Genomic DNA, 23,103 nt, shown 5'->3' with positions numbered 1-23,103 from the left:
CATGGCCCGCATTCTTGGCCTCGATTTGGGCAGCCACGCCGTGAAGGGCGTGGTGCTGGAGGCGCGGACGAAGGGACACGCCACCCGGAGCTACGTGGAGGTGCGCCGTGCTCAGGAAGGCGAGCGCGCCGACACGCTGCGCGCCGCGGTGACGGAGCTGCTCGGCAAGCTGCCGCCGGGCCACGCCGACCAGGTGGTGGTCTCCCTGCCCGGCCCCGCGCTCATCACCCACACGCTGACCTTGCCGTTCTCCGACAGCAAGCGCATCGACGCGACGCTGCCGTTCGAGATCGGCAGCCAGCTCCCGTTCGACATCTCCGAGGTCGTCTACGACTACCAGGTCGTCGGCCACAAGGACCTGGAGGGCAAGGAGAAGGCGAGCGACCTGCTCGTCGGCGTGGTGCGCACCGAGGAGCTCAAGGCGCTGCTGGAGGTGCTGGCGGAGCTGAAGGTGGACCCGCGCGTCGTCACGCACCCCGGCCTCGCCTACCAGAACCTGCTCCAGCAGGCGGCGGGGCTCTTCGAGGGCGCGAACGAGGGCGGCGCGGTGGCGCTCGTGGACCTGGGCCACGAGCGCACGTCGGTGGCCATCGGCACGCCGGGCACGGGGGTCCGCTTCGCGCGCACGTTCGCCGGCGGCGGCAAGGATTTGAGCAAGGCCCTGGCCACGGAGTTCCAGACGTCGCTGGCGGAGGCGCACCACTGGAAGGAGCAGCACGGGGCGCTGGCCAGCGCGGCGAAGGGGCCGGACGCGGAGCGCGCGGCGGCGGCCTTCACCCGGGGGCTCCAGCCGGTGTTGCGCGAGCTGCGGCCCACGCTGAAGTCCTTCACCGCGCGCACCCGCCAGCAGGTGGGCGCGCTGGTGCTGTGTGGCGGGACCGCGCGCATGCCGGGGCTCGCGGAGCAGCTCTCCAGGGACTTGAACCTGCCGGTGCGCGTGCTGGCGCTGCCCGCGGACACGACGGAGGCCATCGCCGCCGACGACCAGCCGACGGCGGCGCAGGCGTACGCGCTCGCGCTGCGAGGCAACGCGACGGGTGCGCGCGCGCCGCGCTTCAACTACCGCCGGGGCGAGCTCGCCTTCAAGGGTGACTTCGACTACGTGAAGGACAAGCTGGGCCTCTTGGCGTCCTTCGCGGCGACGCTGCTCTTGCTGCTCATCGCGTTCGGCGTGGTGCGCAACTCGGTGCTGTCGCGGCGCGAGGCGCAGGTGGACGCGGCGCTGTGCGAGACGACGCAGCGGATCCTGGGGCGGTGCGAGAAGGACTACAACCGCGCGCTCAACATGCTCAAGGGCGTGGAGAGCCCCGCGGCGGCGCTGCCGCGCATGTCCGCGGTCAACCTCCTGGCGGAGGTCACCGAGCACGTCCCCAAGGAAATCCCGGTGAAGTTCGACCGCATCCAGATTGATACCGAGCGCGTCATCCTCCAGGGGGAGACGGACTCCTCCAAGCAGGTGGACACGCTGTCCAATGCGCTCCGGAACCACGCCTGCTTCAAGGAAGTGAAGCAGGGCAAGGTGGAGCGCACGCGGGACGGACAGAAGGTGACGTTCCGTCTGGACGTCCAGGTGCAGTGCCCCGGGACGGAAGGCGGGGAGAGCTAGTCATGGCCAGACTTCAGGAAGCACTCGCGCCGTTGCAGACGTGGTTCGAGCGGCTGAGCGAGCGTGAGCGGCGCATGGTGGCCGTCGCCGGCACGGCGGTGGCGGTGTTCGTGGTGTTCGTGGTGCTGATGACGTTCGCCAACAGCGCGTCCGGCTACCGCAAACGCACCGAGGACAAGCTGGGCAAGCTCCAGGAGGTGCAGGCGCTGGCGGCCAGCTATCGCGAGGCCCAGGCGTCGAGGCAGGCCGTGGAGACGCAGCTGACGTCCAGCAACGTGCAGCTCATCACCTACATCGAGGACAAGGCCACGGCGGCCGGGCTGCAGGTGCCCAACATGACGCCCAAGGGCGACGTGGGCATCGGCGACGGGAAGATCATGGAGAGCTCGGTGGAGCTGACGTTCTCCGACGTGGACCTGCGCAAGCTGACGGACTTCATGCGCACGGTGGAGAGCGGGCCGGGCGTGGTGAAGGTGAAGTATTTGCGCATCGAACCGAGGCCCAACGACACGCTGACGGCGTGGACGACGGTGGCCACCTACCGGATGAAGCAATAGCCCTATGTCCTCTGACTCCAAGTCCGCTCGTTGGAAGGTTATCCTGGGCTACGGCGCGTTCGCGCTCGTGGCCTTCATCCTCTGCCTGCTGCTCACCTTCCCGTACGAGACGGTGCGCGCGCGCATCATCAACGAGGCGGCGCAGGCGGGGCTGGCGGTGCGCATCGGCTCGCTGCGGCCGGGGCTGTCCGGCGTCACGGCCACCAACGTGCGGGTGAGCAAGCCGCCCCAGCCGTTGAGCCCGGACCTGATGGCCAAGCTCATCAGCGGCGAGGGCCTGCCGGGCGCGGCGGAGCTGGGCGAGGCGGTCATCATCGACAGCCTGGCGGTGCGCCCCACCCTCTTCCCTCCAGGCGTGGCGGTACGCGCCAACGCGATGGGCGGGACGGTGACGGCGTCGGTGGGGTTGCTGGGTGACTCGAAGGTGCGCGCGGACATCGACGGGCTCAAGGTCAGCGGCGGCAACCTGCCGGGCTTCCTCGGCGTGGACCTGGACGGCGTCATCAACGGCACGCTGGCCCTGACGCTGCCCAAGGGGAAGAGCCCGGAGCCGGACCTGTCCCTGGCGAACGGGGAGCTGCTGCTCGACACGCAGGGGCTCATCATCAAGGGCGGCAAGGCCTCCATTCCGATGGGCGGTGGCAACTCCATGCCCATGGACCTGCCGCAGGTGGCGCTCGGCGCGCTGGTGGGCCGTATCGACTTCGACAAGGGCCTGGGCACGGTGAAGGAGCTCAAGCTCAAGGGCGAGGACATCGAGGCGCTGGCCACGGGCACGCTGAAGCTGGGCAAGCGGCTGGAGTACAGCGAGCCGGCGATGGATGTGAACCTGCGGTTGGACCCGGAGGCGCAGAAGCGCCTGGGCCTGCTGGCGGCGGGCATCACCATCTTCCCTCCGGACAAGAAGGACCCGAGCTTCCGGGCGGCCAGGCTCGGCGGGTTCCTGAACCGGCCGACGTTCCTGCCCCGGCGGTAGCGGGCGACGGCTCGGGTGCGCCCTTCCCGGGGCGTGATGGTTGAAGTCAGCGCGCCGGGACGTGTAAAGCGCGGGCGCACAGGAGGGCCGTGGATGCCGGAGCTGGTGTTTTTCCGTCGTGGCGAGGAGGTGTTGAGGGTGGGGGTGGACCGGGCGAGGTTGGTGCTCGGTCGCGGCGAGCAGAGCGACGTCGCCATCCCGGACCCGGAGGTGAGCCGTCAGCAGGTGGCGCTGCTGTGGGACGGCGTGGAGTGCCGGGTGCAGGACCTGTCGGGCAAGGGCACCACGGTGTCCGGCACGTCCATCACCGAGGCGGCGTTGCCGGACGGCGCGGACCTGGCGCTGGGCCAGTGGCGCGCGGTGTTCCGGCTGAGCGGCGGCGGCGAGGGGGCCGATGTGGCCACCGAGGTGGGGCACACCACGTCCATCCAGGCGCGTGACGCGCAGTCCCTGCGCTGGCAGCCGGCGCAGGTGCGCGTGAAGCAGGGCCCCAACGAGACGGTGCACCGGTTCTCGGGGGACAGCTTCACGGCGGGCAAGGACGCGGGGTGCGACCTGGTGCTCCAGGACCGGTTCGCGTCCAGCAAGCACCTGAAGGTGACGCGGCGGGACGGGACGTTCCACGTCGTGGACCTGCGCTCGACGAACGGCACGTGGCTGGGGCCGGTGCGGGTATTCGAGGCGGAGGTGTCGTTGCCCACCACGCTGAGGGTGGGCGAGACGGAGCTGGTGCTCGAGGCGGCGGCGACAGGCAACCGCAAGGAGCCGACGTCGTTCCACGGCATCATCGGGAGCGACAACGCGGTGAAGGGACTGTCGGACCTCATCGAGCGGGTGGCGCCCTCCACGGCGGCGGTGACGATTCTGGGCGAGTCCGGCACGGGCAAGGAGCTGGTGGCGCGGGCCATCCACCAGTGCTCGCAGCGGGCCAACCGGCCACTCATCCCCGTGAACTGCGCGGCCATCTCCAAGGAGCTCATCGAGAGCGAGCTGTTCGGCCACGAGAAGGGCTCGTTCACGGGCGCGGCGAACGCGCGCAAGGGCGCCTTCGAGGAGGCGGACGGCGGCACGCTGTTCCTGGATGAGATTGGCGAGCTGCCGCTGGACTTGCAGGCGAAGCTGCTGCGTGCACTGGAGAGCGGCGAGATCAAGCGGGTGGGCGCCAGCCGGCCGATGCACGTGGACGTGCGGGTGGTGGCGGCGACGAACCTGGACCTGCTGGCGGCGGCACGTGAAGGCAAGTTCCGCGAGGACCTGTACTACCGCCTCTGCGTGATTCCGTTGCACCTGCCGCCCCTGCGCAGCCGCAAGGGGGACCTGCCGGCGTTGGCGGACCACTTCGTGAAGCTGTACTCGCCGCGGGGGCAGACGGTGAAGCTGTCCGCGTCCGCGATGGACCGACTCCAGAACCACGCGTGGCCGGGCAACATCCGCGAGCTGCGCAACGTGGTGCACCGGGCGCTGCTGTTGCGCAAGGGGCCGGTCATCGACGCGAACGATTTGACGTTCGACCAGGAGATGAACAAGGAGACGGGCATCGCGGTGCCCGAGCTGCCCCCGGGGATGACGCTGGAGCAGATGTTGGAGAAGCTCGAGCGGCAGATCGTCGAGGCGGCGCTGCGCCGGTACAACAACAACCGCGAGCGCGTGGCCCGTGAGCTGGGCGTGGCCCGCTCCACTTTGTTCAAGCGCCTGAAGGACTGGGGCCTGACGAAGCAGGACGAGCAGGAGTAGGCGTCCCCTCCTCCGTGCCTCGCGGACCTCGCGCGGGGCACGGGGACCCCGCCTCACTGTCTGGAAAATACGCGCACCGCGAGAGGTCCTCGAAATGGGCCATGGCGCCACCCTGCCCTGAAGGGCGAGGTTCGTCGCGTCCGGTGAGAAAAAACCGTCACACAGGCGCGTAGACCCTTTTCGCGGGTGGTTCGTTCCAAGGGAGGTCCCCGCTGGGGTGCCCAGGAGCCCACCCGTGATGCACGCCGCCGCCATCGACCTTCCGCCCCTCACGCAGCTCTACAACGAGCACCGCGCCCGCGCGCTCGCCATCGCCCGCCGTATCGTCGGTGACGCGGATGACGCCGAGGACGTCGTGCAGGACGTCTTCGCCCGGCTCGCCTGGAAGTCGCCCGGCTACGGCGGGCGCGCCGCGTGGACCACGTGGCTCCACCGCGTCATGGTCAACAGCAGCATCAACTGGCTGCGCGCACGCAAGCGCCGCGAGCGCCTGAGCCATGAGCCCGCCGAGCCCCTCTCTCCCGAGCGGCAGGCCATGGGCACGCAGATGGAGCGGCACTTCACCGCCGCGCTCGAGGACATCAACGAGCAGCAGCGCCAGGTCCTCTACCTGCGCGAGGTCCGTGGCCTGACGTACCCCGAAATCGCGCGCCTCTTGCGCATCCCCGAGGGCACCGTGAAGAGCACCCTCCACCGCGCCCGGCAGCGCACCTTCGAGCTGCTCGAGGAGCGCGGCCAGCGCCCCTGATGCACCTACTCGTCGCCCTTGGCGCCGACGAACTGGTCGCCCTTGTCCTTGAAGAGGACGTTGAAGCTGGTGAGCGAGCCGTACACGCGGGTGATGTAGCTCTGCATCTCCACCTTCTCCGCGTCGGACAGCTTCGGGTGCGCGTTGAGCTTCTGCTCGAGCACGCGCAGCCTGTCGCGCACCATGACGACCTTGTGGAACAGGTTGTCGATGGGCAGGTCCTTCGCTTGCAGCTCCGGGTTGCCCGGGACCAGGCGCACCGTGCCGCCCTCCCACTTGCCCGCGAGCGGCGGCGCCTCGGCGAGGCCCGACGCCTCCCGGAAGATGTCCATCAGCTCTTCACGCGTCATGTTCAGCCCATCCAGGTCGATGACTTCGTTGGGGTCCGCCACCCGCCGGCGAATCACCACCGGGGCCACGCTCCGGGCGGCGCGCTCGCGCGAGGGGGACTGCGCCGCCGGGGCCACGGCCGTGCCCCGGGGCGCGTACTTGTCACAGATGGGGGCGGACGGCGGAAACATCCCCCGAGACGACTGGAGCCGGCAGGGCCCCACCCACCCCCGGCGCTCATCCACCGAGTGAGGGCTCCACAGCTTGCAGTTGCCACACACCTGCTCTTCCGGCCGGAAGACAGGCAGTGCCAACGAGGTGTCCGCCGGCTCGGTCATCAGCGCGTCTCCCCCGCCACCGGCGGGCCCTTGCGCACACCCAGCTCCCTCAGCAGGGCGTCCGCGTTCTCCACCTGGTCCAACATCCACAGCACGTAGCGCACGTCCACGTTGACGTTGCGCGCCACCTCCGGGTTGTAGCCGAAATCGTTGGCCACGTTCTCCCAGACGCGGTCGAAGTTCACGCCCACCAGCTGCCCCCGGCCGTTCACCGTGGGGCTGCCCGAGTTGCCGCCCGTCGTATCCGCGTCCGACAGGAAGTTCACCGGCACCTCCTTGAGCTTCTTGTCCGCCCACGCACCATACCGCTTCGCCTCGGCCACCTTCGAGACGCGCTCGGGCACGTCGAACGGCTCCTCCCCCGTGTGCTTGGCCAGCATGCCCGACAGCGTCGTCTGCGGCGTGTACACCGCGCCATCCCGCGGCGAGTAGCCCTGCACCTTGGCGAACGTCACCCGCAGCGTCCCGTTGGCGTCCGGCGCCACGGGCTTGCCCGCATGCGCCAGCACCGCCTTGCGCCAGTCGGGCCGCAGCCGCGACGACGCGCCGTCGCGCCGGTCCTGCGCCTCGTCCAGCGCCTCCTGCTCACGCGCCAGGTCCAGGCCGAACGCCAGGAGCGGGTCCTTGCGAGCCTGAAGCTGCGCGAGCGTCTCCGTGCCCATCTTCATCCGCTCGGCCAGCGTGAGCACCTGCGTGCCCGCGTACATCGCGTCCACCTTCGCCGCCACGTCCTTCTCCACGAACGTCTTGCCGAAGTGCTTGTCCACCGCGGCGATGCGCTCGTCCGCGCCCAGCGCCTGCGCGCGCCGCACGAAGGCCGTCAGGAGCCGCTTCTCCGCGGGCAGGAACACGTTCTTCTGCTCGCGCTCCAGGCGGTCCTTGATGCGCACCTGCTCGCGCTCCATGTACGCCGGGCGGCGCTCCAGGTCGGGCTTCGCGCGCTCGGTGGCCAGCCGCGCCAGCGTCACCGCCAGCGACGGCCCCCGGGCGAGCCGGCCCGTGGCCCCGAGCAGGAACTCGCGCTCGAACACCTTCGAGGTGGCCTTCTGCTCGGCGAGCAGGGCCTCGCGGGCCTTCAGCGCCCCGCCCCACTTCGCGCTGTTCTTCGTCGCCCAGGCCGCCACGGCCGCCTCGGCCTCGCGCTGCTTCTCCACGATGCGCCCGCGCTTGAGCCCCGCCAGCTGCCCGCCCGCGTTCTTGTGCACGTTGTGCAGGCCCTTGAGCATGGAGGCCACGGCGATCTTCCCCGCCGGGTCCTTGTCCCCCTCCTCCTCGAGGATGCGGATGGCCTCGCCGAACACGTCGCGCATGCGCGGATAGAGCCGGGACTGGCGCTCCGCCATCTCCTCCGCGAGCAGCGCGCGGTAGGTGCGGCCCGGGTAGCCCAGCACCATCACGAAGTCACCGGGCTTGACGCCCTCGGGGGACAGCGGGAAGAAGAACTCCGCCTTGTAGGGCACGTTCTTCTCGCTGTACGCCGCCGACGTCCCGTCCGGCGCGGTGTACGCCCGGAGGATGGCGAAGTCGCCGGTGTGGCGCGGCCACATCCAGTTGTCCTCCTCGCCGCCGTACTCCCCCACCGCGCGCGGCGGGGCGTAGACGAGCCGCGAGTCCTGCAGCTCCACCGCGTCCACCAGCGTGTAGTTCACGCCGCCGTCGAACGTGGACACCTGGCAGCGGGTGGCGGGGCGCTTCTCGCACTCGGCCACCAGCTCCTTCTGCTTGCGCTCGATGGCCTTGAAGCGCGCCGTGTCATCCGCGCCCTCGGGCACCGCCGCCAGCACCTGCGCCGTCACGTCCGTGAAGCTGCGGGGGACCTGCACGCGCGCGCCCTTGCCGGGCAGCTCGTCCTTGCGCTCCGTGGCCAGGAAGCCCTGGGTGATGAGGTCCCTCTGGGGGGTGCTGTGCTCCTGGATGATGCCGAAGGCACAGTGGTGGTTGGTGATGACCAGGCCCGTGTCGGAGATGAAGGCGCCGGTGCACCCCCCCACATTCACGGCGCCCGCGAGCAGGCCGGTGCCGCGCTTGGGGTCCCACAACTTCTTGGGGGGCACCTGGAGGCCCTGGGCGCGCAGCCAGGCCGGGTCCAGTTCCAGGACCTGCTGGGGGGTCCACTTCCCTTCCCCGGCGAGCGCCGGGGCAGCCACGAGCGAGAGCAGGAGGAGCGTCTTCTTCATGCCCCATCCCTACCCCGTCCGGCGCCCGCAGGCGACATCCGCCTGACGTCACGACGCCCCGCGGCAAGCCAGGAGTTTCCCGGGAAGAGGGACCCGACTTAAGTGTTGGGGTGTCCCATGGTGGGGAGGCCCCGGTACCGATGAAGACCGCCAGCGGTGCACAGCTCGATTTCGGCCGCCTGGCCCTCCTGCTCGTCATGCTGGGGGTCGGCTGGTACTTCTGGTACTCGCCCGTCTTCTGGCCCCTGAAGCTGCTGGTGGTGATGATGCACGAGAGCGGGCACGCGCTCGCCACCCTGTTGGTGGGGGGCTCCGTGGACCGCATCCACCTCGCGGCCGACGAGTCAGGCTCCTGCTTGTCGCGCCTGCCGCCGGGCATGCTGCGGCAGATCGCCGTGTACTCGGGCGGCTACCTGGGCAGCGCGGTGGCCGGCGCGGGCCTCCTGCTCGCCACCTTCCGCTTCCGGCTGCGCCGGTGGGTGCTGGGGGCCGCGTGTGTGTGGCTGGTCGTGATGGGCCTGCTCTACGCGGGGGACGCCTTCACCCTGGCCTTCTGCGTGGGCACCGCCGCGGTCATGGGCATCGGCGCGAAGTGGCTGCCGGACGGCGCGGTGGACTTTGTCAACCTGTTCATCGCCGCCTTCACCGCGCTGTACGCCGTGTTCGACTTGCGCGACGACCTGTGGAACAGCGCCGTGCGCTCGCGCAGCGACGCGGCCCTGCTCGCGGACCTCACCTACGTGCCCGCCGTCGTGTGGGCCGCCCTGTGGACGCTGCTCGCGGTGGGCCTGCTCTCCATCGCCGCCTACCGCTCGCTCCACGCAAGGCCCCAGGGCCTGCAGATGCCCCCCGTGGGCTCCCGGGCCCGGAGGGCGTGACAGCTCGGCCCTCCTCTACGACCTGACGTCGACGCAGCGCTACCCCACCCGCATCCACCTCAACGGGATGGGAGAACTGGGCCGGGCGACGACGGAGTCGGAGCTGTTCACCATCACCACGAAGTGGCGGCCATCGCCCCGTTCGCCACCAACATCGGCGCACCGGGTGACACGCCCACCTCGTCCTGACGGGCAGCGCGCACACCGGCGGGCCCCAGTCGTACGGCACGCAGGCGTTCCGGGACTGGATGCCCGCCCAGCAGCGGAGGTAACCGGTTACAGGCCCGCAGCGCCCATGAGGCAAGACAGGCTGGATTCTTCCATCTCCGCCTGAATCGACCCTGGGAGCGCCGAGCCGCCCCGTCCAACACGACAGGCATTCTGCAGACGCGCACGGGCACGTGTCGCGCCGACGCGGATGTGCGCGCTCGGCGCCGCGACAGCCGCGCCCCAGGTCCAGCGGAACGTGAGTCTATAATTAACCGCTAAACAAAATTTCACTGATTTGTCTGCCACAAAACAGACACGCTATGAGTGCGGGTGACGTGGCCAGGATGGGCCGCGGTCATCCCCACACCCCAGGAGCAGGCAATGAATCTCAAGTCAGTGATGGGTTCACTGGTGTTGGCGTCGCTGCTGTCGACGGGCGCGGCGTTCGCGCAGAACATCGAGCCGGTGCCCGAGCACAACACGGGCGACCTCCCCAACAAGGAAGGTGAGCTGGCGCGCATCCCGTTGAGCAAGGTCCTGCGGGACGCGCCGCGTGAGGACATCGAGCAGGCGCCGGTCGAGGGCTTCCTGCCGGAGCTGCCCATCCTCGTCGACGGCGTGCGCTACACGGCGCAGCAGCTCCAGGAGCGGGACATCCACCTGTCCCACTACGTGCTCGACGGCAACTCGGCGGCGATGGCCGTGGTGCAGGGCTTCCGCACCACCGCGGACCTGACGAAGTACTTCCAGCAGACCCACCAGTTCCCCTCCGAGCAGCCCACCACGGGCATGGCGCCGTGCAACCCCTGGTCGGTCTTCTTCGAGCACTCGTGGTACGGCGGCGCGGCGTTCTCCGTCTACCCGGGCTGGGGCTACAACACGCTGGGCTGGTGGAATGACCGCATCTCCTCCATGTGGAGCACCCAGTGCGGCCGCTGGACGCTGATGACGGAGCACGCCTACTTCGGCGGCCACGTGCTGTGGGTCGGCCGTGCGTGGGCCATCGGCAACATGGGCAGCTACGGCTGGTACACGGGCTTCTGGCCGTTCCGCCGCTGGCACTCGTGGAACGACCGCGTCTCGTCGGTCGCCGTCTACTGGTAGTCCCATCGTGACGTGAGCGGGCCGGAGGCGTGTCCTCGCGCCTCCGGTCCCGCGTCGGAGCAGGCGCTCACTTCCTCGGGCGCATGCGGAACGCGACGAACGAGGCGACGTCCGGGAAGGAGAAGTACGGGTTCTTCTGGCGCACCTCCCCCAGCGCCGCCACCGGGACGTCCGCGTAGTCGTGCCCCGGCCACAGGCGCGTGGAGTCCGGGACCTTCAACAGCACCTGCGACAAGGAGCGGTACATCGCCTCCGGGTCGCCGCCGTTCATGTCGCACCGCCCGCACCCGTTGATGAACAGCGTGTCCCCGGACACGAGCGCGTCTCCGGCGAGCAGGCAGTGCGAGCCCGGCGTGTGCCCCGGCGTGTGCAGCGCGTGGAACGTCTCGGCGCCCACCGGCACCGCGTCTCCGGGCCCGAGCAGGCGCAGCGCGCCCGACAGCTCGCGCAGCTCCGCGGAGAACTCCACCTCCGCCCGCTGCGCGTAGACAGGCACGTCGTGTCGGGACAGCAAATCCGGCAGGCCGTTGATGTGGTCGAAGTGGCAGTGCGAGACGAACGCGCCGGCGAGGCGCTTGCCGTCCTCTTCCACTGCCCGTTCAATCGCATCCACGTCCCACGCCGGGTCCACCACCACGACGTCGGGCGAGTCCGCCGCGCCGACCAGGTAGACGAAGTTGTCCATGGGGCCCAGCTTGAGCTGACGCACGTAGGGATTCCGCATCTCTCACACCTCCCGGGGAGACTCTAACGCCCAAGACTTGAAGGCACGGGCGCTTCCCACTTGAATGGACGTCTTTTCCCTGGAGGTCCACACCCCGTGAAGCGCTCCCTGCCGTTGCTCGCCTGTACCCTCCTCGCCGGCTCGAGCGTCGTCGCCAAGGAACGGTCCACTTTCAAGTACACCGCGCCTCCGGACGGCGAGCGTCCGGTCATCGTCGACGCCGTCATCGCCCCTCAGGGCAGCGACTTCGCCATGCGCCTGCGCTTCGACAAGGAGCCGTGGGGCGAGGAGTGCAAGAACCGCTGCGCCAACGCCACGCTGCTCATCGACGCGGACTCCAGCAAACAGACGGGCCTGAAGCTCACGGCGGGGGCCCCGGGCAACGGCGCCGACCTGGCCGTCATCATCCAGGGCGTGCGGGAGTACGCGACGGAGAGCGGCAAGGGCGCCAAGAACTGGCTGCGCGTCAAGGTGCGCCTGCTCAACAACGAGGCGAGCAGCGTGGACGACGGCGAGCTGCTCGCCGAGCTGAGCCACAAGCACGACACCGACCGCATCCAGTCCGATGGGAAGACCGTCTACCTGCTCGTCGACAGCACCCACCCGTCCATCCCCGCCGGCCGCAAGGCGCGCGTCGTCTACCAGCCGCCCGGTGGCAAGCCCATCCAAGCCAACGTGACGGGCCTGATTGGCGGAGGCGGCTCCAAGGGCAATGTGAAGATCTTCAAGGATGGCAACTGGGGCAAGGCGCCCAAGGCCGACCCCTGACGCCTCGGTCGCCACGCGTTTCGCGTCCTCGGGCCCGCGGTGGGCTCGTGGGACGCGCGCGTCGGCGACAGTCCGTGAGTGGGGCCATTGAGCAGCATGTTCCGGGGGCCCGTCACGTCGTCGCTTCCGGAGGTGCGCCTTGAAGGTGCTCGCGCGAGGCTCCCAGCTCGAGGGGCTTCACGGAGGTCGGTCGCACCTTCGAGTTCTTCGGGTGCGCCGCCCCGCCTTCGGTGCCGGTGTCGCCGCTCTGCTCCTCGCGTCGCCGCTCACAGCGTGTCGGACGGAGCCACCACCGCCGAGCTATCTCCGGGTCGAAGGAGCGGCCCCGCGGCTCACGGACGTCCCCGCCTCGCGAGCCCTGCTGGTGGTCTTCTGGGCCACGTGGTGTCCACCCTGCCGCACCGAGACGCCGCGGTTGGTAGCGCTGGCCGAAGCACCTCCTGACGCGCTGCGTGTCGTCGTCTTCAGCCACGACACGGAGGCGAAGGCGGTGGAGACCTTCTTCGAAGGGCCGCACCCCGCCGCGCTGCATCTGCGCCTGGACGAGGGACACCAGGTCGCCCGCGCGTTCGGCGTGGACACCCTGCCCCAGAGCTTCCTGGTGGTGGACGGGCGCCTGGTCGCTCGATTCTCGGGGCCTCGCGAGTGGGATTCGCGAGGCATGCGTCGTCTGCTGGAGAAGTTGATCCGCGAGCACCCGGTACCAGCGTCGGCCCCGCCGCGTTGACTCTCCGCGGAGACCTCCAGTAAGCCTTCGGGTCGATGCGGTTCCTCCTGCGCACCCTCGCGCTCCTGCTCGTGCTGATGACGGGTGGCGTCTTCCAGACGCTCGCCTTCGCATCGGACACGCACGCGGACTGCGAAGAGGAGGCCGAGGAGGGGGACTGCTCGGACTGCGCCACGGATTGCGCGCTGTGCCTCTGCTGTCCGTTGAGGGCCGCGCCCGCGCCCCTGCCCTTCGTGAGCCAGGTGGAGGAGCCGCTCGTCAGGCCCCCCATCCACGTCCACCCGGACGTGCTGCTCCCCGGCGGCGTGGGACGCGACATCTTCCAGCCTCCCAGAGCGTGACTCCGCCCCTCACGGGAGACGTGTGTCCAGCGAGTCCCCATCCCGGGTCTCGCGCGGACGCGCACGTCACCGTGCTGCCCCGCTGCAGCTGAAGCCACCCTCCGCGCGCTCCCGCGCGGACATCCACCGCCGGGGCACCGCCCTGGCCGGAGTCATGTCATGCGTTCCATCCAGACCTTCGTGCTCGTCGTGTCCCTCGTGTCCTTCCCCGTCCTCTCCGCGTCGGCCGAGGAGTCCAAGCCCGCGCAGCAGTCGCAGGCCGCCGAGAAGCCCAAGTGTGAGCACGGCGTGCAGAAGTCCCTGTGCACGCGCTGCAATCCGAAGCTCGCTGCCGTCTTCAAGGCCAAGAACGACTGGTGCGCCGAGCACGAGCGCCCCGAGTCCCAGTGCTCCCTCTGCCACCCGGACCTCGCGAAGAAGGGCGTGAAGTAGATGGGCCCCCGCATCGGTCTCCTGGCGCTGGCGGGGCTGCTCTGTCTCGGCACCTCGTGCACGAAGTCCGCCCCGCCCGAGGTCGCGAAGAGCACCCTCTCCGATGCGGGGCCCTCGTCCCCCGAGGCTCGCGCCGTCACGCTGTGCGAGCACGGCGTGCCCGCGGAGCTGTGCACGAAGTGCGACCCCGACCTCGTCGACGTCTACAAGGCCCAGGACGACTGGTGCGAAGAGCACGGACTGCCCGAGTCCCACTGCCGTCAGTGCAACCCGTCGCTCTCCTTCACCGCGCCAGCCACTCCCGCCGACTGGTGCAAGGAGCACGCGGTCCCCGAATCGAAGTGCACCCAATGCAACCCGAAGCTGGTGGCGGGCTTCATCGCGGCGGGCGACTACTGCCGCGAGCATGGGTTCCCGGAATCAGTCTGTCCCTTCTGTCACCCGGAGCTCGTGAAGGCCGCGGGCGCCGAGATGCCGCTGTTCCCCACACCCGGCACACGTATCCGATTGGCCTCCACAGACACCGCGCGGGAGGCGGGACTCCAGACGCATCGACTCCAGCGCAGGCACTTCGCGCGCTCGCTGGAGGTGGTGGGCCAGCTCACCTTCAACCAGAACCGATTGGCGCGGCTGTCCGCGCGAGGCGATGCGCTGGTGAGCGAGGTGCGCGTCGACGAGGGGGACGACGTCAAGGCGGGTCAGCCCCTGCTCGCGCTCACGTCGCCTTCCGTCGGACAGGACAAGGGTCGGCTGTCCTCGGCCCTCGCGCGGCTGGAGACGGCTCGCGCGGCGCTCGCTCGGGAGCAGGAGCTGGTCGAGCGTGGCATCAGCCCTCGCAAGGATTTGGAGCAGGCCCGGGCCGAGCTGGCCGCGGCCGAGGGCGAGCGTGAGGCGGCTCGCGCGGCCCTCAGCGCCGCGGGAGCGGCACAGGGAAGCACTGAGGGGCGCTACAATCTCTCCGCACCCTTCGCCGGGACGGTGGTGGCTCGCGACGCGGTGTCCGGCCGACATGTCGCCGCGGGCCAGACGTTGCTCGAGGTCGCCGACCTCTCCACGCTCTGGGCCCTGCTCGAGATTCCCGAGGCGGACTCGGCCCAGGTGCGCGCGGGGCAGAAGGTCTCCCTGAGCTTCGAGGGCCTTCCCGGAGAGGTCCGTGAGGCCACGCTCACCCGCGTGGGCGCCTCCGTGGACCGCGCCACCCGCGCGGTGCGTGCCCGCGTCGAGCTGCCCAATCCCGACCGCGCCCTCAAGGCCGGCCTGTTCCTGCGCGCGCGGATTCAAGTGGCCGAGGAACACGAGGCGCTGATGGTGCCCCACTCCGCCATCCAGCGCGCCAAGGGACAGGTGCTCGTCTTCGTGAAGAAGGACGAGACGCTCTACGAGCCTGTCCCCGTGGAGCTGGGCGCGGGCACGCGTGACGAGGTCGAGGTGGTCAAGGGCCTGCGGCCCGGCATGGAGGTCGTCACCACGGGCGCCTTCCTGCTGAAGACCGAGGTGCTCAAGGACTCCATCGGCGCGGGCTGCTGTGAGGAAGGAGGCCCGTAGCCCATGCTCACGCGCATCATCGATGGGTCACTGGAGCACCGTGGCGCGGTGCTGCTGGGCACCGTGGCGCTCGTCATCTCGGGGCTGCTCGCGTTCCGGGCCTTGCCCCTCGATGCCTTCCCCGACACGACCCCCACGCAGGTACAGGTCAACACGGTGGCGCCCGCGCTCTCGCCCGTCGAGGTGGAGCGGCAGCTCACCATTCCGCTCGAGCAGCAGCTCGCGGGACTGCCGCATCTGGAAGAACTGCGCTCCATCTCCAAGTTCGGGCTGTCGCAGGTGACGCTCCAGTTCCGCGACGGCACGGATGTGTGGTTCGCGCGGCAGCAGGTCTCGGAGCGGATGGGCCGCGTGAAGATGCCTCCGGGAATCGAGGCACCCACGCTCGGGCCCGTGGCGACGGGGCTGGGCGAGGTCTTCCACTACCTGGTCAAGAGCAGGAGCCGGAGCCTGGAGGAGCTGCGCACGCTGCACGACTGGGTCATCGCGCCCCAGCTCCGCGCGGTGCCCGGTGTGGCCGAGGTGAATGCGTGGGGAGGCCGCGAGAAGCAGTGGCACGTGGTGGTGGAGCCGCAGCGACTCCGACAGTTCGACCTGTCCCTGGGCGACCTGTACCGGGCCCTGGAGGCGAACAACGCGAACGTGGGCGGCGGCATGGTGGAGCGCGGTGGTGGTTCCAGCCTGGTGCTCGGCATCGGGGTGCTGGAGGACGAACGGGCCGTCGGCGACGTGGTGGTGGCCGCGCGAGACGGCGTGCCCGTGCGCGTGCGCGACGTGGCGCAGGTGGAGGTGGGGCACGAGATTCGTCGAGGCGCGACCACCGCGGATGGCGAGGGGGAGGTCGTCCTGGGCCTGGGCTTCATGCTCATGGGCGAGAGCTCGCACGAGGTGACACGGGCGCTCGCTCGGCGCATGGACGAGGTGAAGCGGCGCCTGCCCGACGATGTGCGGGTGGACGTCGTCTACGAGCGCACGGAGCTGGTGGACCTGGTGCTGCGCACGGTGCGCACCAACCTGCTCGAAGGCGCGCTGCTGGTCATCGCCGTCCTCTTCCTCTTCCTGGGCAACTGGCGCGCGGGGCTCATCGTCGCCTCCGCCATTCCCCTGTCCCTGCTGTTCGCCTTCAGCGGCATGCTGCGCTTCGGCATCGCCGGCACCCTCATGTCCCTGGGCGCCATCGACTTCGGGCTGGTGGTGGACTCGTCCGTCATCCTCGTGGAGAACGCGGAGCGGCACCTGGCCGGGGCCCGCGATGGACGGAGCCTGAAACAGGTGGTGCGGGACGCGGCCGTGGAGGTCCGCAAGCCCACGCTATTCGGTGAGCTCATCATCATGGTGGTGTACCTGCCCGTGCTCGCACTGGAGGGCGTGGAGGGGCGCCTGTTCCGTCCCATGGCGCTCACCGTCATCCTGGCCCTGCTGGGCAGCGTGCTGCTGTCCATGACGTTGATGCCGGTGCTCGCGTCGTTCGCGTTGGAGCGAGGCAAGCGAGGACACCCCGAGCCGCGCCTCGTGCGCTGGCTGCAGCGGGGCTACCGGCCGCTGCTGGAGTGGAGCGTGTCCCATGCTCGCACGGTCCTCGTCGTCGCGGGGCTGCTGGTGGTGGGCACGGGGCTGGCGGCCACGGGGCTCGGTCGCGAGTTCGTCCCGAGGCTGTCCGAGGGAACCCTCGTCATCAACACCGTGCGCCTGGCCGAGGTGTCCCTCACCGAGTCGGTGCGCTACGGCGGGCAGGTGGAGAAGGTGCTCCGGAGCCGGTTCCCCGACGAGGTGGCGCGCGTGTGGACCCGCACCGGGACGGCCGAGGTGGCGACGGACCCGATGGGCATCGAGCTGTCCGACGTGTTCGTCACGCTCCATCCCCGCGAGCAGTGGAAGCGCGCCGCGACGCAGGAGGAGCTGGTGGCGGAGATGAAGGCGGAGCTGGCGGACCTGCCCGGCATGCGCATGGCGTTCCTCCAGCCCATCGAGATGCGCGTCAACGAGATGATCGCCGGCGTGCGCGGGGACGTGGGCATCAAGCTGTTCGGCGATGACCTGGACGTGCTCAAGGCCAAGGCGCGCGAGCTGGAGGCGCTGGTGCGCGCGGTCCCGGGCGCCACGGATGTGACGCTGGAGCAGCTCACGGGTCAGCCCGTGCTGGAGGTCACGGTGGACCGGGCCGCCATCGCGCGGCATGGCATCGCCGCGCGCGACGTGCTCGACGTGGTGGAGGCGGTGGGCACCCGCGTGGTGGGCGAGGTCCGCGAGGGCGAGCGCCGCTTCGACCTGGCGGTGCGGCTGGCCGAGGCGTACCGCAATGAGCCCGCGAGGCTGGCCACCGTGCCCGTCACCGCGCCCGGAGGCGAGCGTGTGCCCCTGGGTCGGCTGGCGACGATTCGCGAGGTGTCCGGCCCCACCACCCTGCAGCGCGAGTGGGGTCAGCGGCGCATCGTCATCCAGGCCAACGTGAGCGACGGCGACCTGGGCGGCTTCGTCTCAAACGTGCGCGACGCGCTGGCGAAGGTGGAGCTGCCGCCGGGCTACCACCTCCGCTACGGCGGCCAGTTCCAGAACCTGGAGCGGGCCCAGGCACGGCTGGCCATCGTGGTGCCCATCGCGCTGGGACTCATCCTCGTGCTCCTCCACCTCACGTACCGTCGCTGGGTGGACACGCTGCGAATCTTCGCGGGCGTCCCCTTCGCGCTGATGGGTGGCGTGCTGGCGCTGCTCGCGCGCGGGCTGCCGTTCTCCATCTCCGCCGCGGTGGGCTTCATCGCCGTCAGCGGCGTGTCCGTGCTCGGGGACATGGTGCTGGTATCCCGGCTGCGGCAGCTGCTCGGCCAGGGACGCGCGCCCCCGGAAGCCCTGCGCGAGGCCGCCGTCTCCCGACTGCGTCCGGTGCTGATGACGGCCTCGGTGGCGGCGCTCGGCTTCCTCCCCATGGCACTCAACACGGGCATCGGCGCGGAGGTCCAACGACCGCTGGCCACCGTGGTGGTGGGCGGCGTCCTGTCCTCCACCCTGCTGACGCTGCTGGTGCTCCCGGCGCTCTACTCGGTACTCAGCGCAGGCCGGGGAAGCCGCCACGGAGGCGAGCGGACGCCCACCACCGAGCACCTTCCGAACCCGGAAGAGCAGACCCGCGCCGTGTCCTGACGAAGGCCCGTGACACGGCGCATCAAGGAGCGGCCGGGCAGCCGAACGGTCCCTGGGCGCCCTCCCCCCCGGGGTCCAAAGCCTCCCTCGCCGGCCCATCCTACCCGCACCCACCGTCCCGCCCGCTGGGGAGTCTCGCGTGCCCCGGCCGCCGGAATTTCAGGGGGTTACAGAGATGTTCCACTCGGAGACAGGACTGCACGGAGATTCAGGTGGGACGCCTCGGAGTACGTGCAACCCCCCGAATTCGTTCCCTTTGTCAGGGGGGCATGGTAGTCCCGCCGCTTTGTTGAAGATTTCAGAGTCCATGGCGCGGAGTGCGCGAGTCACGCACCGCGTTCGGGTACGAGACGTTCTCACCTGGGTTCGAAGAGCATGCGCGCAGAAGGCGAATTGAAGACGCGAAAGAAGCAGGGAGGCTCCGGCGGCGGGGGTGGTGCCGCGGGTGCCGGTGGTGGGGGTGATGGGTTCGTCCCGGCCTCGCTGGCCGACGAGGCGCGTCGCCGGTACATCAACTACGCCCTGTCGGTCATCACCTCGCGCGCCCTGCCGGACGTGCGCGACGGCCTCAAGCCCGTGCAGCGCCGCATCCTGTACGGCATGTGGAACGACCTGAACCTGTCGTTCGACACGAAGTACCAGAAGTGCGCCCAGGTCGTCGGCGCCATCATGGGTCGCTACCACCCGCACGGCGACGCCTCCATCTACGACGCGCTCGTGCGCATGGCGCAGGACTTCTCCCTGCGCTACCCGCTGGTGGACGGCCACGGCAACTTCGGCTCGCTGGACGGCGACTCCGCGGCCGCCTACCGCTACACCGAGTGCCGCCTGGACAAGCTCGCCACCGAGATGCTCGGGGAGCTCGAGCGCAAGACGGTGGACTTCCGGCCCACCTACGACGGCACCCGCAACGAGCCCATCGTCATCCCCGCACGTGTGCCCCAGCTGCTGATGAACGGCACCACGGGCATCGCCGTGGGCATGGCGACCAACATCCCGCCCCACCACCTGGGCGAGCTGGTGGACGCGCTCGTGGCCCTCATCGAGACCCCGACGCTGCTCACCAAGGACCTGCTCAAGTGGGTCAAGGGTCCGGACTTCCCCACCGGCGGGCAGATCCTCAACGACAAGAAGGAGCTGCGGGAGATCTACGAGACGGGCCAGGGCAGCGTCCGCATCCGCGGCGAGTGGGACACCGAGGAGCTCAAGCGCGGCGGGACGCAGATCATCATCACGTCCATCCCGTACACGGTGAACAAGTCCACCCTGGTCTCGAAGATCGGCGACCTGGTGCGCGAGCGGAAGCTGCCGCTCATCGTGGACGTGCGCGACGAGTCCACCAAGGACGTGCGCATCGTCCTGGAGCTCAAGAAGGACGCCAACGCCGAGCTGGTGATGGCGTACCTCTACAAGCACACGCCGCTGCAGACGACGTTCGGCGTGAACCTGACGTGCCTGGTCCCCAGCGAGGACAACCCGGAGGTCGGCACGCCGCGCCGGCTCAACCTCAAGGACATCCTCCAGCACTTCCTGGACTTCCGCTTCGCCGTCGTCACGCGCCGCTTCCAGCACGAGCTGGGCGAGCTGCAGAAGCGCGTGCACCTGCTCGAGGGCTTCGAGAAGGCCTACGACGCGCTGGATGAGATCATCCGCATCATCCGCCAGTCCGAGGGCAAGCAGGACGCGGCCCAGAAGCTGATGAAGCGCTTCCAGTTGGACGAGCTCCAGGTGGACGCCATCCTGGAGATGAAGCTCTACAAGCTGGCCCGCCTGGAGATCCTCGTCGTCCAGAAGGAGCTCAAGGAGAAGCGCGCGGAGATCAAGCGCATCGAGGGCATCCTCAAGGACAAGAAGAAGGTCTGGTCCACCGTCAAGGACGAGCTCGGGGAGATCAAGGGCCAGTACAACGACAAGCGCCGCACGAAGATCGGCGGCGCGGGCTCCGAGGAGGTGGAGTTCAACGCGGACGCGTTCATCGCGGACGAGGACGCCCACGTGGTCCTCACCCGCGACGGCTGGGTCAAGCGCGTGCGCGAGGTGAAGGACCCGTCCTCCACCCGTCTGCGCGAGGGCGACGCGGTGATGGCGGTGCTGGCCGGCAGCCTCAAGGCCAACCTGGTGCTGTTCAGCAACTTCGGCACCGCGTACGTCACCCGCTTCAACGACATCCCGGCGTCCACCGGCTACGGCGACCCGGTGCAGAAGCTGTTCAAGTTCGACGACGGCGAGCGCGTGGTGGCCGCCTGGTCGCTGGACGCCCGGCTCGAGGCCCCGGCGAAGCTGGTCGGCGTGACGAAGCAGGGCATGGGCATGCGCTTCCTGCTGGAGCCGCACCTGGAGGTCTCCACGCGCGCCGGCCGTCGCTACGCGAAGACGGGCGAGGGCGATGAGATCATCGGCGTGCGCGAGGCGGGCGAGAAGGACCTGCTCGCGGTGCTGACCAAGAAGACCAACGCCCTGGTGTGCAAGGTGGCGGAGGTCAACGAGCTGGCCGGCCCCGGCAAGGGCGTCACCGTCATCAAGGTGGATGACGACGACCAGGTGGTGGAGTTCCTGGTCAGCGCGCCCAACCAGAAGGACGCGAAGATCGACTTCGACACGCAGAAGGGCCGCAAGCTGCAGCTCGCTCCCGCCAAGTACGGGGTGACGGGCCGCGGCGGCAAGGGCCACGAGATGTCCAAGCGCGACGCGGTGGAGGACGTGGCCCGGCCCGTCGTCTTCATCCCGTTGCCCGAGAAGAAGGATTAGCCAGAGGACGCCATGGCGACGAAGAAGGAAAGCTACACAGGCGCGGACATCCAGGTCCTCGAGGGCCTGGAGCCGGTGCGCAAGCGCCCGGCCATGTACATCGGCGGCACCGACAGCGCCGGCTATCACCACCTGCTGTGGGAGATCCTCGACAACTCGGTGGACGAGGTCATCAACGGCCACGCCACCACCGTCGAGGTCGTGCTCCACAAGGATGGCCGCAGCATCACCGTGGTGGACAACGGGCGCGGCATCCCCGTGGACATCATGCCCAAGCTCAAGAAGCCCGCCGTGGAGGTCATCCTCACGACGCTGCACGCGGGCGGCAAGTTCGAGCAGGGCAACTACATCCACTCCGGCGGTCTGCACGGCGTGGGCAGCTCGGTGGTCAACGCGCTCGCGCGCAAGCTGACGATTGAGATCAAGCGCGAGGGCAAGAAGTACGTCCAGACGTACGCGCGCGGCAAGCCCACGAGCGCGCTGAAGGTGGACGGCGCCGCGCGCGGCACCGGCACCTCCATCACCTTCGAGCCGGACCCGGAGATCTTCGGCGAGAAGCTCAAGTTCGACTCGGAGCTGGTGCGCGAGCGGCTGGAGGCCAAGAGCTACCTGCACAAGGGGATGACGGTCATCTGGAAGGATGAGACCGCCAGCCCCGCGGCGTCCGTCACGTACAAGCACGACGGCGGCATCGCCGAGTACCTCACCAAGGTGGTGGCCGAGCGGGCAAAGCCCCTGGTGCCGGCGGGCAGCGCCACGTTCTACCACTCGCGCGACAACGGCGTGCGGCTGGAGGCGTCGCTGGGCTGGACGGAGGCCACCGACGAGCACATCCGCTCGTACGTCAACGGCATCCCCACCAACATGGGCGGCACCCACGAGGCGGGCCTGCGCGGCGCCGTCGTCAAGGCGGTGCGCAACTACATCGAGACGCACGACCTGACGCCCAAGGGCGTGTCGCTCACCGCGGAGGACATCCGCGAGGGCATCACCGCGATTCTGTCCGTCTACGTGGTGGAGCCGCAGTTCCAGGGGCAGACGAAGTCGCGGCTGAACAACCCCGAGGTGACGGCCCAGGTGGACGGCGTGCTGCGCCCCGCCCTGGAGAAGTGGCTCAACGACAACAAGAGCGTCGCCGAGGCGGTGGTGGCCCGCATCATCCTGGCCGCCCGCGCCCGCGAGGCCAGCCGCGCCGCGTCCCAGGCCGTCAGCCGCAAGACGGCCGTCAGCCACCGGCTCAACCTGCCGGGCAAGCTGGCGGACTGCTCGTCCACGGACCCCAACGTCAGCGAGCTGTTCCTGGTGGAGGGTGACTCCGCAGGCGGCTCCGCCAAGCAGGGCCGGGACAGGCGCACCCAGGCCATCCTCCCCTTGCGCGGCAAGGTGCTCAACGCGGAGCAGGCGTCCACGGACAAGGTCGCCGGCAACAAGGAGCTCCAGGACATCGTCAGCGCGCTGGGCTGCGGCATCGGGGCGGACTTCGACATCTCCAAGCTGAGATACGGCCGCGTGTTCCTGCTGATGGACGCCGACAGCGACGGCCACCACATCGCCACGCTGCTGCTCACCTTCTTCTACCGCCACCTGCGCCCGCTCATCGAGAGCGGCGCCATCCACATCGCCCAGCCGCCCCTGTTCCGCGTGGACATCGGCAAGGAGACGTACTGGGCGCTGGACGAGGCGGACCGCGACCGCATCATCCGCGAGAAGGTCAAGGGCAACGCCAAGCCCAACATCATGCGGTTCAAGGGTCTGGGCGAGATGACGGCCGACGAGCTCAAGCAGACCACCCTGGACGTGAAGAACCGGATGAGCCTGCGGGTCACCATCGACAACCCCATCGAGACGGACCGCGTCATCAATGACCTGATGGGCCGGGACGTGAGCGCCCGCTTCCGGTTCATCATGGAGCGCGCCGGCGAGGTCGAAGCGCTGGACGTCTAGCCATCCGTCATCCTGCCGCGAGTCCCCGCCACCCCGGGTGTTGCCCCGAGGGCCGAGGCGGGGGCTCGTGACGGCCCT

The 23,103-nt window shown here is 69.7% G+C and carries 18 protein-coding genes; 15 read left to right on the top strand and 3 right to left on the bottom strand.

Annotated features, from left to right (window positions below; genetic code table 11):
- The first annotated feature begins 1 nt into the window (after window position 1).
- The 5 genes from pilM to FL311_RS01775 all read left to right on the top strand — a co-directional run bounded on the left by pilM (window position 2) and on the right by FL311_RS01775 (window position 5,621).
- On the top strand, window positions 2-1,606 hold the full coding sequence (gene pilM, locus FL311_RS01795) for a pilus assembly protein PilM (RefSeq protein WP_141323057.1): 1,605 nt from the start codon (window positions 2-4) through the stop codon (window positions 1,604-1,606).
- 2 nt (window positions 1,607-1,608) lie between these two features.
- Window positions 1,609-2,163: a type II secretion system protein GspM gene (gspM, locus tag FL311_RS01790; protein ID WP_141323056.1), complete on the top strand. Its 555-nt coding sequence runs from the start codon at window positions 1,609-1,611 to the stop codon at window positions 2,161-2,163.
- A 4-nt stretch (window positions 2,164-2,167) separates the two neighbouring features.
- The gene (gene gspN / locus FL311_RS01785; RefSeq protein ID WP_141323055.1) at window positions 2,168-3,139 is read left to right on the top strand and encodes a type II secretion system protein GspN; all 972 of its coding nucleotides are present in this window, start codon (window positions 2,168-2,170) and stop codon (window positions 3,137-3,139) included.
- Between the two features lie 93 nt (window positions 3,140-3,232).
- A complete protein-coding gene (locus tag FL311_RS01780) occupies window positions 3,233-4,873 on the top strand; it encodes a sigma 54-interacting transcriptional regulator (RefSeq protein ID WP_141323054.1) in 1,641 nt (546 codons plus the stop codon).
- A 238-nt stretch (window positions 4,874-5,111) separates the two neighbouring features.
- Window positions 5,112-5,621: an RNA polymerase sigma factor gene (locus FL311_RS01775; RefSeq protein WP_141323075.1), complete on the top strand. Its 510-nt coding sequence runs from the start codon at window positions 5,112-5,114 to the stop codon at window positions 5,619-5,621.
- A 5-nt stretch (window positions 5,622-5,626) separates the two neighbouring features.
- On the opposite strand, the gene FL311_RS01770 is transcribed toward FL311_RS01775, so the two are convergent.
- Together FL311_RS01770 and FL311_RS01765 are read right to left on the bottom strand one after the other, a co-directional pair.
- Complete coding sequence (locus FL311_RS01770; RefSeq protein WP_141323053.1) at window positions 5,627-6,289, bottom strand: hypothetical protein; 663 nt, start codon at window positions 6,287-6,289, stop codon at window positions 5,627-5,629.
- Window positions 6,289-8,466: a S46 family peptidase gene (locus tag FL311_RS01765; protein ID WP_141323052.1), complete on the bottom strand. Its 2,178-nt coding sequence runs from the start codon at window positions 8,464-8,466 to the stop codon at window positions 6,289-6,291. Before FL311_RS01765 ends, FL311_RS01770 begins: the two co-directional genes overlap by 1 nt.
- A gap of 140 nt (window positions 8,467-8,606) precedes the next feature.
- On the opposite strand from FL311_RS01765, the gene FL311_RS01760 reads away from it, so the two are divergent.
- On the top strand, window positions 8,607-9,344 hold the full coding sequence (locus tag FL311_RS01760) for a M50 family metallopeptidase (RefSeq protein WP_046712749.1): 738 nt from the start codon (window positions 8,607-8,609) through the stop codon (window positions 9,342-9,344).
- Between the two features lie 591 nt (window positions 9,345-9,935).
- On the top strand, window positions 9,936-10,658 hold the full coding sequence (locus FL311_RS01755; protein WP_141323051.1) for a hypothetical protein: 723 nt from the start codon (window positions 9,936-9,938) through the stop codon (window positions 10,656-10,658).
- Between the two features lie 67 nt (window positions 10,659-10,725).
- Here FL311_RS01755 and FL311_RS01750 read toward each other — a convergent pair whose 3' ends face one another.
- The gene (locus FL311_RS01750; protein ID WP_141323050.1) at window positions 10,726-11,382 is read right to left on the bottom strand and encodes an MBL fold metallo-hydrolase; all 657 of its coding nucleotides are present in this window, start codon (window positions 11,380-11,382) and stop codon (window positions 10,726-10,728) included.
- A 96-nt stretch (window positions 11,383-11,478) separates the two neighbouring features.
- On the opposite strand from FL311_RS01750, the gene FL311_RS01745 reads away from it, so the two are divergent.
- The 8 genes from FL311_RS01745 (at window position 11,479) to FL311_RS01710 (ending at window position 23,025) form a co-directional block, all read left to right on the top strand.
- On the top strand, window positions 11,479-12,150 hold the full coding sequence (locus tag FL311_RS01745; RefSeq protein WP_141323049.1) for a hypothetical protein: 672 nt from the start codon (window positions 11,479-11,481) through the stop codon (window positions 12,148-12,150).
- Between the two features lie 145 nt (window positions 12,151-12,295).
- Window positions 12,296-12,877 (top strand): TlpA family protein disulfide reductase, encoded by a 582-nt coding sequence (locus FL311_RS01740; RefSeq protein WP_368668539.1) that lies wholly within the window; start codon window positions 12,296-12,298, stop codon window positions 12,875-12,877.
- A gap of 35 nt (window positions 12,878-12,912) precedes the next feature.
- Entirely contained in the window at window positions 12,913-13,218 is a 306-nt protein-coding gene (locus FL311_RS01735) for a hypothetical protein (RefSeq protein WP_141323047.1), read from the top strand.
- Between the two features lie 159 nt (window positions 13,219-13,377).
- Complete coding sequence (locus FL311_RS01730; RefSeq protein WP_141323046.1) at window positions 13,378-13,650, top strand: hypothetical protein; 273 nt, start codon at window positions 13,378-13,380, stop codon at window positions 13,648-13,650.
- Window positions 13,651-15,195, top strand: coding sequence for an efflux RND transporter periplasmic adaptor subunit (locus FL311_RS01725; protein ID WP_141323045.1), 1,545 nt, complete (start codon window positions 13,651-13,653; stop codon window positions 15,193-15,195).
- A 3-nt stretch (window positions 15,196-15,198) separates the two neighbouring features.
- On the top strand, window positions 15,199-18,333 hold the full coding sequence (locus FL311_RS01720) for an efflux RND transporter permease subunit (protein WP_141323044.1): 3,135 nt from the start codon (window positions 15,199-15,201) through the stop codon (window positions 18,331-18,333).
- A 375-nt stretch (window positions 18,334-18,708) separates the two neighbouring features.
- Window positions 18,709-21,081, top strand: coding sequence for a DNA topoisomerase (ATP-hydrolyzing) subunit A (locus tag FL311_RS01715; RefSeq protein WP_141323043.1), 2,373 nt, complete (start codon window positions 18,709-18,711; stop codon window positions 21,079-21,081).
- A gap of 12 nt (window positions 21,082-21,093) precedes the next feature.
- Window positions 21,094-23,025 carry a type IIA DNA topoisomerase subunit B gene (locus FL311_RS01710; RefSeq protein WP_141323042.1) on the top strand — a complete coding sequence of 644 codons (1,932 nt, stop codon included), beginning with the start codon at window positions 21,094-21,096 and terminating at the stop codon, window positions 23,023-23,025.
- Window positions 23,026-23,103 lie beyond the last annotated feature (78 nt).

It is taken from the genome of Myxococcus sp. AB025B (genome assembly GCF_006518215.1).
Classification (GTDB): domain Bacteria; phylum Myxococcota; class Myxococcia; order Myxococcales; family Myxococcaceae; genus Myxococcus; species Myxococcus fulvus.
This window is presented reverse-complemented; position numbering and strand designations above follow the sequence as displayed.